The organism is Anaeromyxobacter sp. Fw109-5 (genome assembly GCF_000017505.1).
Classification (GTDB): domain Bacteria; phylum Myxococcota; class Myxococcia; order Myxococcales; family Anaeromyxobacteraceae; genus Anaeromyxobacter.
In genome coordinates this window covers 53,985-66,918 of the sequence record NC_009675.1, presented here as the reverse complement: position 1 = coordinate 66,918, position 12,934 = coordinate 53,985, and the positions used below count along the sequence as shown (strand labels likewise).

The window sequence follows — 12,934 nt, the reverse complement described above, 5'->3', positions numbered from 1 at the left end:
TTGTCGAGCGGCAGTGGCCGGGACTGCGGAGGTCAGCGGGCCAGCGCGTAGCTCCAGCGGCCGGCCACCTCCGTCCGGGCGACCTCCCCGCGCGCCTCCAGCAGCTCGAGGTTCGCGGCCGTCTCGGAGATGGTGAGGAACGCCTCGGCCGGCTTCGCCCAGGGGAAGAGCGTCCGGCAGAGCTCCCACGCGGTGCGCGGCCCCGCGGCGAGGAGCTCGCGCAGCCTCGCCTGACGCTTCCCGTAGAACTCCACGAGCCGGTCGATCACCGCGCGGTGGCCCGAGAACGGCGGGCCGTGGCCGGGGAGCACGAGGTCGACGTCGAGCGCGTGCAGGCGGCGGACGCTGTCGAGGTAGGCGAGGAGCGGGCGGAAGTAGCCCTCCTCGCCGTGCGGGCCCAGCTCGATGAGCGGGTTCGGCGAGATCTTCTGCAGCAGGTGATCGTCGGACAGGAAGAGCCGCCGCGCGCGGTCGTAGAGACAGACGAGGCCGGGGGTGTGCCCCGGCATGTGGAGCACCTCGAGGTCGAGGTGGCGCGCGCGGAGCCGCTCGCCCTCGGCGAGGGGGCGCGCCTCGGGGACGCGGGGCGCGAGCTCGAAGCTCTTCTCGCCCGCCGCGGCGGTGGCCGCGATCACGTCCTCGGGGAGGCCGAGGCGCGCGAGGTGCGCCGCGTACGCGGGCGCGTGCTCGCGCCAGCGCCAGCCCTCCTCGGTCACCTTGGGGAGATCGGCCGGGTGCGCGTACACGGGGGGCGTGCCGCCGTGCAGCTCCTGGACGTGGCGGGCGCCGCCGTAGTGGTCCACGTGGCCGTGCGACACGACGATGCGCGTCACCTCGTCGAAGCGCCGGCCGATGCGGCGGAAGCCGTCCTCGAGCGCCGCGTGCGCCTCCGCGCTCGAGAAGCCCGAGTCGAAGAGCACGAGCCCGCCGCCCGCCTCCTCGATGGCGTAGACGTTGACCGGCCCGCCCGCCTGCGGGAAGGGGATGGGCACCGCGATGCGGTGCACCCCCAGCGCGGCGAGGTCCGCCTCGGTCATCGCCCGCCCGCGCCGCCCCGCCGACGTTCCGTCAACGGGCGCCCTTCACCTTCGCGGTGAGCTCCGGCAGCGCCTTGAAGAGATCGGCGACGAGGCCGTAGTCGGCGAGCTGGAAGATGGGCGCGTCGGGATCCTTGTTCACCGCCACGATCACCTTCGAGCCCTTCATGCCGGCGAGGTGCTGGATCGCCCCCGAGATGCCGGCGGCGACGTACAGGTCCGGCGCGACCACCTTGCCGGTCTGGCCGACCTGCCAGTCGTTCGGCACCCAGCCCGCGTCCACCGCCGCGCGGCTCGCCCCGACCGCCGCGTTGAGCTCGTCGGCGAGCGCCTCCACGGCCTTGAAGTCGCCCTTCGTGCCGCGCCCGCCCGCGACCACCACGCGCGCCTCGGTGAGCTCCGGCCGCTCGCTCTTCACCTCCTTGAACCCCGCGTAGCGGGTGCGCAGGGCGCCCGCGTCCACGCTCACCGGCGCCGGGATCACGGCCCCCTTGCCCTCCTTCGCCGCGGCGGGGAACTCGGTCGCCCGCACGGTGAACGCCTTCACCGGCGTGGCGATGGCGACCTCGGCGAGGACGTTGCCCGCCCACATCGGCCGATGGAACGTCAACTCCGCGCCGTCGCCGCCGAAGCCGAGCACCTCGGTGGCCATGCCCGCCTCGAGCAGGGCGGCGACGCGCGGCAGGAGGTCCTTGCCCATCGCCGTCGCCGCCGCGCCGACGTAGGCCGCCTGCACGGCGCGGGCGAGCTCCGCCACCACCGGCGCGTGCGCCTCGGCGAGCGGGTGCTCGAGCACCGCGGCGTCGGCGGCGTGCACCTCGGCGCCGTAGCCGGCGAGCTCCTCGGCCGCCGCGCCGATCCCCTTCCCCAGGAGCGCCACGTGCAGCTCCCCGCCGGTGCGGCGCGCCACCTCGCGCCCCGCCGAGATCGCGTGCAACGTCGCCTTGCGGATCGCGCCGCCGGACTGCTCCGCCACGATGAGGACGTTCGCCATGGTGTTCCTCCGCCGCGCGCCTAGACGACCTTCGCCTCGTCGTGGAGCTTCTTCCACAGCTCCTCGACGTCCTGCACCTTCACGCCGCCCTTGCGCGCGGGGGGCTCGGAGAGCCTCCGCACCACCACCTTCGGCGCGAGATCCACGCCGAGCGAGGCCGCCGCGAGCTCCTTCAGCTCCTTCTTCTTCGCCTTCATGATGCCGGGGAGGGAGGCGAAGCGCGGCTTGTTGAGCCGCAGGTCGGTGGTCACCACCGCCGGGAGCGTCACCTCGAGCGTCTCCACGCCGCCGTCCACCTCGCGGACGACGGCGAGGGTCTTGCCGTCCGCCGCCAGCGCGAGCCCTGGCTGCTTCTTCTGCTCCGCCTCGCTCTCGAGGCTCTCCGTCTTGGAGGCGAACGTGGCCTGGGCGAGCCCCAGGCGCGCGGCGAGGTACTGGCCGGCCTGGTTCTGGTCGTCGTCGATGGACTGCTTGCCGAGCACCACGAGGTCCGGCTTCTCCAGCTCGAAGACCTTGGCGAGGAGCGCGGAGACGACCACCGGGTCGAGCGGACCGTCGTGGCGCACGAGGATCCCGCGGTCGGCGCCCATGGCCAGGGCGGCGCGGAGCTCGGTGGCGGACTTCTCGCCCCCGATGGAGGCGACGACCACCTCACCGCCGTGCTTCTCCTTCAGGCGCAGCGCCTCCTCGACGGCGATCTCGTCGAAGGGGTTCATCTTGTAGTTGACCCCGTCGGTGACGATCCCCGAGCCGTCGGGCTTCACCTTGATCTTCGACTCCGGGTCCTCCACCCGCTTGGCGGTCACCAGGATCTTGAGGGGCATGCGCGCACCTGATTGTCGAATCGGTTCGTGGTGGCCGAGATATTGCGCAGCGCGGCATCGGACCGCAACCGAAAAGGCGGGCGCCTGCGCCCCACGAGGGCGCAGCCAGAAACAGGCGCTGTCGTGAGAGAGCGGATACGACGTTCTGCACCGCGAGCCCCCGGACGGGCTCGTTCTCGCTCCGTCAAACTCGCTCCAAGGAGAACCCCGATGCGCAGCTCCTTCGCACTCGCGATCGCCGCCGTCCTCTTCGCCCTCCCCGCCGCCGCCCAGTCGCAGGCCGAGTCCGCCATCCGCGGCACGGGCAAGTACGGGACCGCCGGCTGCGGCCTCGGCTCGATGGCCTTCGGCGACACGCCGGGCGCCGTGCAGATCCTCGCCGCCACCACGAACGGCCTCTTCGGCACGCAGACCTTCGGCATCACCACCGGCACCTCGAACTGCGGCCCGGGTCTCTTCGCCATGGGCACGCAGAACTTCGTCGAGGCCAACCGCGAGGCGCTCGCGAAGGACATCTCCCGCGGCGAGGGCGAGGCGATCGGCGCGCTCACCGTGATCAACGCCTGCGAGGACTCGCACAAGGTCGGCGCCGCCCTGCAGAAGAACTTCAAGACCATCTTCCCGAGCGAGAGCGCGTCCAACGAGGACGTGACGCGCGCCATCCTCGAGACGCTGCACGGCGACCAGAGCCTCGGCTGCGGCAAGAGCTAGCGGTCCGCCCGGGGCAGGCGCTCCTGGCGCGGCCCCCGTGGTAATCAGGAGCGCGGATGGCCTCGACCGGCGCCGCGCTCCTTCTCTGTTCGTTCCTGCTCGCCGCGCCCGCGGGGGCCGCGGAGGCCGTACCCTCGCCCGCGCAGGCGGCCGCGCCCCACGTCGCGCGCGCCCGCGCCGCCCGGCTCGCCGAGGACCTCGGCTGGCTCCGGCTCGGCCACTGGCGCAAGGGGCTCTTCGGCTGGAAGAGCGAGATCGACGGCCCCCAATTCTTCCTCGCCCCCGAGGGCAAGGAGGACCCCGCCGCCGAGCTCGAGGCCACCCTCGAGGGCTTCTTCTCCTCGGGGCCCTTCGCGGACGAGCTGTCGGATCCCGTCTGCCGCTTCCCGGCCCGCCTCGCCTTCCTCGCCGCGCGGCTCGGGCTCGATCCCGCCGCGCTCCCGCCGCGCAGCTGCCCCAAGCGCGACGACTTCCTCGCCCGCGTGCGGCCGGCGGGCGTGACCCTCGTCTTCTCGTCGTACTACCTCAACAACCCGTCCTCCTCCTTCGGCCACACCCTGCTCCGGCTCGACAAGGCGGAGGGCGCGCGCGAGGGGAAGCACTTCGAGCTGCTCGACTACGGCGTGGACTACGCCGCCACCGTCGACACCTCGAACGCCATCCTCTACGCGGTGAAGGGGGTGTTCGGCCTGTTCAAGGGCGAGTTCAAGCACTACGCGTACTACTACAAGGTCCGGCAGTACGGAGACTTCGAGTCGCGCGACCTGTGGGAGTACGACCTCGCCTTCACGCCGGACGAGACCGCGCTCCTCGCCCGCCACCTGTGGGAGCTCGGCGGGACCTGGTTCGCGTACTGGTACCTCGACGAGAACTGCAGCTACCACGTGCTCGGCGCGCTGGAGGCGGCGGCGCCGCGCCTCGAGCTGCTCGCTCGCGTCCGTGGCGGGGTGGTGCTGCCCTCCGACACCGTCAAGGCGCTCTTCGCGAACCCCGGGCTCGTGCGCGCCGTCCACTACCGCCCCTCCATCCGCACGCAGTTCGAGGCGCGCGCGAGGACCCTCTCCGGCCTGGAGCTCGACACCGCGGTCGAGCTCGCCAGCCGGCCCTCGGCGCCCTTCCCCCCCGCGCTCGCGCCCGCGCGTCGCGTCGCCGTGCTCGACGCCGCCCAGGACCTGCTCGACCTGCGCCACGGGCGGAAGCTCGTCATGGGCGAGGATCCCCGCGCCGCGCGGCTGCGCCAGGCGCTGCTCGAGCGACGCGCGGAGCTGCCGGTGCCGAGCGCCCCCCTGCAGGTGCCCGCCCCCGAGGCGCGGCGGCCGGATCGCGGCCACGGCTCGCTCCGCGCCGGGCTCATGGGCGGGGCGTCGCGCGCGTACGGCGGGTTCGCCGCGCTCGAGGGCCGCCTCGCCCTCCACGACCTCGCCGATCCGCTCCAGGGCTACCCACCCACCGCGCAGATCGAGTTCCTGCCGGCGCGCCTGCGCTACTACCCGGAGCGAAGCCGGCTCGAGCTCGACGACGCCTCGCTCGTGAAGGTGGTCTCGCTGAACCCCCTCTCGCGCTGGGACCAGCGGCCGTCGTGGCGCATGCGCGTCGGGGCCACCACCGTGCGCGACGCCGGCTGCGCGGGGTGCCTCGCCGGCGTGGCCGAGCTCGGCGGCGGCCTGGGCCTCGCGGACCTCGGCGGCGCGATCGACCTCCTCGCCCTGGGCGACGCGGAGCTCCTCGGCGCGCCGAGCCTGGAGGGCATCCGCGGCGCGGGAGCGCGGCTCGGGCTCGGCCCCTCGGCCCTCGTCCGCGTCCGGGCCGGAGATCGCGCCGTCCTCCTCGCCGACGCGCGCTGGCGCTACCTGCCCCTCGCCACGCCGGAGCAGACCTGGTCCGTCTCCGGCACCCTCCGGCTGCACCTCACGCGCGCGCTCTCGCTCGCCGTCGAGGCGCGGGCCGCGCCCGAGGACCGCGACGTGCAGGCGGGCCTGCTCCTCTACCGCTGACCGTCGCGCGGGAGCGGCGGCGCGCCCTCGCCGCGCTCCGCCGCGGGCCTTTCGCGCCGCGCGGGACGGCGGTATGGCCCCGGAGCATGATCGCTCCACTGCACGTCGTCTTCGGCGCCGGCCAGGTCGGGCAGCACCTCGCGCGAGCGCTCGCCGCCCGCGGCTTCGCCGTGCGCGTCGCTCGGCGAGGCGCGGGAGAGGTGCCTCCGGGCGCCGAGCTCCTCCGCGGCGACGCGGCCGACGCGGCGTTCTGCGCGGAGGCCGCCCGCGGCGCCGCCGCGGTGTACCACTGCATGAACCCGCCCTACTCCGCGCGCGCATGGGCGGACCTCGTCCCGCGCTTCGCGACCAACCTCGCGCGGGCCGCGGGCGGCGCCGGGGCGCGGCTCGTCGTGCTCGACAACCTCTACGCCCTCGGCAGGACCGGCGGCCACCCCATGCGCGAGGACACCCCGCCCGCTCCGGTGAGCCGGAAGGGCGAGATCCGCGCCCGCACCCAGGCGCTCCTCGCCGAGGCCCAGCGCCGCGGCGAGGTCCGCGCGGTGGTGGGGCGGGCCTCCGACTTCTACGGACCGGGCGGGGAGCAGTCGTTCTTCGGCCCGCGCTTCTGGCCCGCCGCGCTCGGCGGGAGGCCCGTGACCTGGATCGGGAACCCGGACACCCCTCACAGCTACCACTTCATCCCCGACGTCGCCCGCGCCCTGGCCGCGCTCGGCACCGCGGACGACGACGTGCTCGGCCGGACCTTCATGCTGCCCTGCGCGCCCGCGGAGCCGACGCGCGCGCTCGTCGCCCGGCTCTCCGCCGCGCTCGGCCGGGAGATCCGCCTGCGCGTGCTCCCGCGCCCGCTCGTCCGCGCGATCGCGCTCGCCGTCCCCATCGTCCGCGAGCTCGACGAGATGCTCTACCAGTGGGAAGAGCCGTTCGTGGTGGACGACCGGCGCTTCCGGGCGAGGTTCCCGGAGCTCGTGCCCGTCGCGCCCGACGCCGGCGCGACGGAGACGGTGGCCTGGGCCCGCGAGCGGTTCGGGGCGGATCGCTGAGGCGTGAACACGGCAGCGGCCAGGCGCGGCCCGGCGCGGAGAATGGCCCGCACCTACCGTGAAAGGGGGAGAGCGGATGGTGCGAGGGCGGTACCCTGTGTGAGGTACTGTCGTCTTCGCCGCGAGTACTGGTATTCCACGGAAGGCGTTCGTCGGGTCGTTGCCGGGAAAGGGGCCGCGGCGCCTCGCCTCCCCTCGGGGCGTCGCGGTCTCACTCGCGGTCGCCGTACCTCCGTGGCCGCTCCTCGCCGCGCAGCACGCGCAGCGCCCCCTCGGCGAGCGCGCGCAGCTCGTCCTCGCCGGGGAGGACGTGCACCGGCGCGATCCAGCCGACGCGGCGGCGGACGCCCTCCACCACGTGCGGCAGGTGGGCCATGCCGCCGGTGAGGAGCACCGCGTCCACGCGCCCCTCGAGCGCCGCGGCGAGGCCGCCCACCGCCTTGGCGATCTGGTAGCACATGGCGTCCAGCACCAGGCAGGCCTGGGAGTCGCCCGCCTCGCAGCGGCGGATCGCCTCGCGCGCGTCGCGCGTGCGGAGGTGCGAGTAGAGGCCGCCGTCGCCGAAGAGCCGGCGACGCACCGCGCGCTCCTCCGCGCCCGGCGCGAAGCACAGCTCCACCACCGCCATGGCCGGCACGCCCCCGGCGCGATCGCCCGAGAACGGCCCCTCGTCCTGTGGGTTCACGACGTCGACCATCCGCCCGTCGCGCTGCGCGGAGAGCGAGACGCCGGTGCCCATGTGCACGACCACGAGGCGGAGGTCCTCGAGCGCGCGGCCCGCCCGGGCGGCGTGCCGTCTCGCGACGGCGCGCATGTTGAGCGCGTGCGAGAGGCTCCGCCGCTCCACCCCGCAGAGGCCGGAGACGCGGGCGACCGGATCGAGCTCGTCCACCGACACGGGGTCCACGATGAAGGCCGGGCAGGCGTGGTCGTCGGCGAGCGCGCGCGCCATGGGAGCGCCCAGGTTCGAGGCGTGCTCGCCGCGCTCGGCCCGGGCGAGGTCGCGCAGCATCTCGGCGTCCACGAGGTAGGTGCCGGAGCGGAGCGGGGGGAGGAGCCCGCCGCGGCCGACCACCGCGGCGAGGCGGCCGAGCGGGATCGCCGCGGCGGAGAGCAGCGCCCGCGCCGCCTCGAGGCGGGCGGGGAGCTCGTCCAGGACCCGCGCCGCGGGGCGCTCCATGAGCGGAGGGTGGGTGAGCTTCTCCTCGCGCACGAGCGCGTCGCCGCGGTAGAGCGCGAGCTTCGTCGAGCCCGCGCCCGGGTTCACCGCCAGCACGAGCGGCCCGGCGTGCTCCGGGGTCGCCTCCGTCACGGCCGCTCCCTCCCGCCGCCCTCGCGGCGCCAGCGCTCGGAGGCCGCCGCGAGGACGCCCAGGGCGATGGAGTAGATCTTGTCCTCCGCCCGCTCGACGCGGGACGGGATGAGCACCGGCGCCAGCGCGCCGACGATGACGTGGCCGACGTGGCGCCGGGCGAGGTAGGTGAAGGCCTTGCCGAGGGCGTTGCCGGTCTCGATGGTCGGGACGAGCAGGACGTCCGCGTGGCCGGCCACCGGGTGGTCGATGCCCTTCGCGCGCGCGGCCTCCGGGCTGAGGGCGTTGTCGAGGGCGAGCGGGCCGGAGACGACGCAGCCCGGCAGCTCCCCCCGCGCGTTCGCCTCCGCGAGCGCCTGCGCGTCCTTCGTCGCCGCCATGACCTCGCTCACGGTCTCCACGGCGCACAGGCAGGCCACCTTCGGCCGCGCGTAGCCCAGCGCCTGGAAGAGGCGGACGGCGTTCGCGACGATCTCCTTCTTCTGCGGGAGCGTGGGCGCGACGTTCACCCCGCCGTCGGTCACGCCGAGCAGGCGCGGCCGCTCGGAGAGCGGGTGATCCGCGACGAGCACGTCGGAGAGGAGCCGCCCGGCGCGGAGCCCCCCCTCGCGATCCAGCACCGCGCGCAGCAGCTCGCCCGTCGGCAGGCGGCCCTTCATGAGCACGGCCGCCTCCCCGCCGCGCACCATCGCCACGGCGCGACGCGCCGCGTCGGCGTCGCTCTCCGCCGGCTCGACGCTGAAATCGGCGGGATCCTCGCCGGCGGCGGCGAGCCGCGCGCGGATCGCCTGGGGATCGCCCACGAGCACGATCTCCGCGATGCGCTGGCGGACGGCGAGCGCGGCCGCGGCGAGGGCGGTGTCGTTCTCGGCCGCCGCCACGGCCACACGAAGCGGGCCGGCGGCGCGGGCGGCCGCGACGAGCCGCTCGAGCGTGGGGATGGGCATCATCGCTTCCCTCGCGCTATCATGCCGCTCCTTTTGCCCGGAATCGCGCACGGGCCGGCCGGCTTTTACCCCGGACGGCGGCGCCCCGCACGTCCCGTGATGTGGCGCGCGCGATCACGAGGAGAGCGCGAACGATGGAACGACGGCTTCTTTCCGGTGACGAGGCGGTGGCCGCCGCCGCGATGGACGGCGGCGTGCACCTCGGCACCGGGTACCCCGGCACGCCCTCGACCGAGATCCTCGAGGCGTTCTCGGCGCTCGGCGGCCGCGCCCAGTGGGCGCCGAACGAGAAGGTCGCGCTCGAGGTCGGCCTCGGCGCGGCCTTCGCCGGCGCGCGCGCCGTCGTCACCATGAAGCACGTCGGCCTGAACGTCGCCGCCGACCCGCTCTTCACCGCCGCGTACACCGGCGTCTCGGGCGCGCTCGTGGTGGTCGCCGCGGACGACCCGGGCATGGCGTCCTCCCAGAACGAGCAGGACAGCCGCCGCTACGCCATCGCCGCCGGCCTCCCCATGCTCGAGCCCGCCGACTCGCAGGAGGCCTACGAGCTCGCCCTCGCCGCGCTCGAGCTGTCGCAGCGCTGGCAGCTGCCGGTGCTGCTGCGCATGACGACGCGCGTCTGCCACTCGAAGTCGATCGTCACCCGGCAGTCCGCCGTCGCCCCCGCGCCGGTGCCGCGCTTCGCGCGCGACGTCGCCTCGCGCGTGATGATCCCCGCCTACGCCCGCCCCGCCCACCGCCGCCTGCGCAAGAAGCTCGAGAGCCTCGAGGCGTGGGGCGAGACCGCGCCGCTCGCGATCTGGCGCGAGGGGAGCAAGGCGCTCGGGGTGATCGCCAACGGCGTGACGGCCCGGCACGTCCGGGAGGCCGCGCCGGAGGCGAGCCTGCTCGAGCTGAAGCTCGTGCACCCCCTCCCCCTCGAGAAGATCCGCGCCTTCGCCGCCTCGGTGGAGCGCTGCGTGGTGATCGAGGAGGGCGACCCGGTCATCGCCGACGCGGTCCGGGCCGCGGGCATCCCGGTGGAGGGCAAGGCACCCTCCTTCCGCTTCGGCGAGCTCGACGTCCCGCGCGTGCGGCGGATCCTGGCGCGCGACCTCTCGCCCGAGCCGGAGGCGCCGAAGGGCAAGCCCCCGCAGCTCTGCGAGGCGTGCCCGTACCACCCGGTCTACTCCACCCTGAAGAAGCTCGGCTGCATCGTGGCCGGCGACATCGGCTGCTACACGCTCGGCGTGCTGCCGCCGTACGAGGGGATGGACACCTGCGTGGCGATGGGCGCGTCGCTCGGCGTCGGGCTGGGGCTGCGCCACGTGCTGCCCGAGGAGGACGCCCGCAAGGTGGTGTCCATCATCGGCGACTCGACCTTCGTCCACACCGGGCTGAACGGGCTCGTGGAGATGGTCTACAACCCGCCGCCCACCGGCCACGTGCTCGTGGTGCTCGACAACGGCACCACCGCCATGACCGGGCAGCAGGAGCACCCGGGCACGGGGCGCACGCTCGATCACGAGCCCACCGCCAAGCTCTCGATCGAGGGGCTCGCGCGCGCCCTCGGGGTCGCGAACGTGGACGTGGTGGACCCCATCGCCGATCCGGCCGGGTTCGAGCGGCTCCTCGCGGGCCGGCTCTCCCGCCCGCAGCTCTCCGTCATCGTCGCGCGCCGCCCCTGCATCCTCGCCGCCGCGGACATCCGCAAGTACGAGAAGGCGGCGGCCGCCGCGGGCTGCGCGGCCTGCCCGGAGGTGGAGAATGTCTGACGTGGTGAACGTCGTGTTCGCGGGCCTCGGGGGCCAGGGCGTCATCAAGGCGTCGGACATCCTCGCGGACGCCGCCTTCCGGGCCGGGCGAGACGTGAAGAAGGCCGAGGTCCACGGCATGAGCCAGCGCGGCGGGTCGGTCACCTCGGACGTCCGCTTCGGGCGCGAGGTGCTCTCGCCCATGGTGCCGCGCGGCGAGGCGCACTACCTCGTGGTCCTCTCCCCCTCCGAGGTCGCCGTCACGCGGCCCCTGCTCGGGAAGGCCGGCGTGCTCATCCCGCCCGACCTCGTGGACGAGGCGGCGCTGCCGAACCGCAAGAGCCTGAACGTCGCCCTGCTGGGCGCGCTCGCCCGCCACCTCGATCTGCCCGACGAGCACTGGCTCGCGGCGATCCGGGCGGCGCTGCCCGAGCGGCTGCACGAGGTGAACGAGCGGGCGTTCCGGCTCGGCCGCGAGGCGGCGGGCCGGGCCGGGTAGGGGCGGCGGGACCTTCACGGACGGTGGGGCGGGGATCGACGAAGAGGAGAGCTTCCTTGACGACCCAGTGGAACGACGCGCCGGGAGGCTTCCACCCCGCGAGCGCGCCCGACTTCCTGCCGCGGCGCGAGCTCGCCCGGCTCCAGCTCGGCCGGCTGCAGTCGGTCGTCGCCCGCGCCTACGCGCGCGTGCCGCTCTTCCGCGGACGGATGGAGGAGCGCGGCCTCTCGCCCGCCGACGTGCGCTCGCTCGAGGACCTCGCGCGGCTGCCCTTCACGGTCAAGACGGACCTGCGCGACACCTACCCGTTCGGCCTGTTCGCGAGCCCGATGGAGGAGGTCGTCCGCCTCCACGCGTCCTCCGGCACGACCGGCAAGCCCATCGTGGTCGCCTACACCGAGGCGGACCTGCGGGTGTGGACGAGCGTGATGGTCCGCACGTTCGCGGCCTGCGGCCTCCACCGCGGCGACGTGATCCAGAACGCCTACGGGTACGGGCTCTTCACCGGCGGCCTCGGCGCCCACTACGGCGGCGAGGCCCTCGGCGCCACGGTGATCCCCATCTCCGGCGGCAACACCGAGCGCCAGCTCATGGTGCTCCAGGACTTCCGGGTCACCGCCATCTGCTGCACCCCCTCCTACATGCTCCACCTCGTCGAGCGCGCCCGCGAGGCGGGCATCTCCTTCGAGCGGCTGCAGGTGGGGGTCTTCGGCGCGGAGCCCTGGTCCGAGGAGATGCGCCGCCACATCGAGGCAACCGCCGGCATCCGGGCGCACGACATCTACGGCCTCTCCGAGATCATCGGCCCGGGCGTCGGGATCGAGTGCCAGCGGCGCGAGGGGCTCCACCTCTTCGAGGACCACTTCTTCCCGGAGATCATCGATCCCGAGACGGGCGACGTCCTCCCCGACGGCGCGGAGGGCGAGCTCGTCCTCACCACGCTCTCGAAGGAGGCGATGCCGATGATCCGCTACCGCACGCGCGACATCACGGCGCTCCTCCCGGAGCCCTGCGCCTGCGGCCGCACCATCCGCCGCATCCGCCGCATCGGCCGCCGCTCCGACGACATGCTCATCGTCCGCGGCGTGAACGTGTTCCCGTCGCAGATCGAGGCCGCGCTCCTCGCCGTCGAGGGCACCCTGCCGCACTACCAGCTCGTCCTCACCCGCGAGCACGGGCTCGACGAGATGGAGGTGCAGGTGGAGGTGACGCCGGAGGTGTTCTCCGACACCATCGGCGCGATGGAGGGGCTGCGGCGCCGGCTGGAGGCGGCGATCGACCACGTCGTCGGCATCCGCGCGAAGGTGACGCTCGTCGCGCCCCGCACCCTCGCCCGCAGCGAGGGCAAGGCGAAGCGCGTCTCGGATCGCCGCAACATCCAAGGAGGGGTTTCGTGAAGATCCGCCAGCTCTCGCTGTTCCTCGAGAACCGCCCCGGCCAGCTGCGCTTCCCCTGCAAGGTGCTGGGCGACGCCGGCATCGACATCCTCACCATGTCGCTCGCCGACACCGCGCAGTTCGGCATCCTTCGCCTAGTGGTGAAGGAGTGGCAGCGCGCCAGGGAGGTGCTCGAGGCGGCCGGGGTCGTGGTGAACGTCACCGAGGTGCTCGCGGTCGACGTGCCCGATCGCCCGGGCGGGCTCGCCGGGGTGCTCGAGGCGTTCGAGAAGGCCGGGGTGGGCGTCGAGTACATGTACGCGTTCGCGTCCCGCGAGCGCGGCCGCCACGCCACCCTGCTCTTCCGGCTCGAGGACCCCGACCGCGCCGCGAAGCTCCTCGAGGCGGCGGGCGTGAAGCTCGTCCCCTCCGACGAGCTCTTCGCCCGCTCGGGCGCGTAGGGG

12 protein-coding genes are annotated in these 12,934 nt (G+C 74.5%); 7 read left to right on the top strand and 5 right to left on the bottom strand.

Annotated elements, in window-relative coordinates; translation table 11 throughout:
• Positions 1 to 32: 32 nt before the first annotated feature.
• The 3 genes from ANAE109_RS00265 to ANAE109_RS00255 are packed head-to-tail and all read right to left on the bottom strand — an operon-like array spanning position 33 to position 2,855.
• Positions 33 to 1,037, bottom strand: coding sequence for an MBL fold metallo-hydrolase (locus tag ANAE109_RS00265; protein ID WP_011984377.1), 1,005 nt, complete (start codon positions 1,035 to 1,037; stop codon positions 33 to 35).
• Between the two features lie 31 nt (positions 1,038 to 1,068).
• Positions 1,069 to 2,031, bottom strand: a complete 963-nt coding sequence (locus ANAE109_RS00260) for an electron transfer flavoprotein subunit alpha/FixB family protein (protein WP_011984376.1) — start codon at positions 2,029 to 2,031, stop codon at positions 1,069 to 1,071.
• 20 nt (positions 2,032 to 2,051) lie between these two features.
• Entirely contained in the window at positions 2,052 to 2,855 is an 804-nt protein-coding gene (locus ANAE109_RS00255; protein WP_011984375.1) for an electron transfer flavoprotein subunit beta/FixA family protein, read from the bottom strand.
• A 210-nt stretch (positions 2,856 to 3,065) separates the two neighbouring features.
• Between ANAE109_RS00255 and ANAE109_RS00250 the strand changes: the two genes are divergently transcribed.
• The 3 genes from ANAE109_RS00250 (at position 3,066) to ANAE109_RS00240 (ending at position 6,603) form a co-directional block, all read left to right on the top strand.
• Positions 3,066 to 3,566 carry a DUF3015 family protein gene (locus tag ANAE109_RS00250; protein WP_011984374.1) on the top strand — a complete coding sequence of 167 codons (501 nt, stop codon included), beginning with the start codon at positions 3,066 to 3,068 and terminating at the stop codon, positions 3,564 to 3,566.
• A gap of 56 nt (positions 3,567 to 3,622) precedes the next feature.
• Entirely contained in the window at positions 3,623 to 5,560 is a 1,938-nt protein-coding gene (locus tag ANAE109_RS00245; RefSeq protein ID WP_011984373.1) for a DUF4105 domain-containing protein, read from the top strand.
• A gap of 86 nt (positions 5,561 to 5,646) precedes the next feature.
• Entirely contained in the window at positions 5,647 to 6,603 is a 957-nt protein-coding gene (locus ANAE109_RS00240; protein ID WP_011984372.1) for an NAD-dependent epimerase/dehydratase family protein, read from the top strand.
• Between the two features lie 211 nt (positions 6,604 to 6,814).
• On the opposite strand, the gene buk is transcribed toward ANAE109_RS00240, so the two are convergent.
• Complete coding sequence (buk, locus tag ANAE109_RS00235) at positions 6,815 to 7,915, bottom strand: butyrate kinase (protein ID WP_011984371.1); 1,101 nt, start codon at positions 7,913 to 7,915, stop codon at positions 6,815 to 6,817.
• Positions 7,912 to 8,865, bottom strand: a complete 954-nt coding sequence (locus ANAE109_RS00230) for a phosphate acyltransferase (protein WP_011984370.1) — start codon at positions 8,863 to 8,865, stop codon at positions 7,912 to 7,914. The genes buk and ANAE109_RS00230 overlap by 4 nt, the downstream gene beginning before the upstream one ends.
• 131 nt (positions 8,866 to 8,996) lie before the next feature.
• Between ANAE109_RS00230 and ANAE109_RS00225 the strand changes: the two genes are divergently transcribed.
• The 4 genes from ANAE109_RS00225 to ANAE109_RS00210 are packed head-to-tail and all read left to right on the top strand — an operon-like array spanning position 8,997 to position 12,931.
• A complete protein-coding gene (locus ANAE109_RS00225; RefSeq protein WP_011984369.1) occupies positions 8,997 to 10,616 on the top strand; it encodes a thiamine pyrophosphate-dependent enzyme in 1,620 nt (539 codons plus the stop codon).
• A complete protein-coding gene (locus tag ANAE109_RS00220) occupies positions 10,609 to 11,094 on the top strand; it encodes an indolepyruvate oxidoreductase subunit beta (protein WP_011984368.1) in 486 nt (161 codons plus the stop codon). Before ANAE109_RS00225 ends, ANAE109_RS00220 begins: the two co-directional genes overlap by 8 nt.
• A 56-nt stretch (positions 11,095 to 11,150) precedes the next feature.
• Positions 11,151 to 12,491, top strand: coding sequence for a phenylacetate--CoA ligase family protein (locus ANAE109_RS00215; RefSeq protein ID WP_011984367.1), 1,341 nt, complete (start codon positions 11,151 to 11,153; stop codon positions 12,489 to 12,491).
• A complete protein-coding gene (locus ANAE109_RS00210; RefSeq protein WP_011984366.1) occupies positions 12,488 to 12,931 on the top strand; it encodes an ACT domain-containing protein in 444 nt (147 codons plus the stop codon). The genes ANAE109_RS00215 and ANAE109_RS00210 overlap by 4 nt, the downstream gene beginning before the upstream one ends.
• Positions 12,932 to 12,934: the final 3 nt, after the last annotated feature.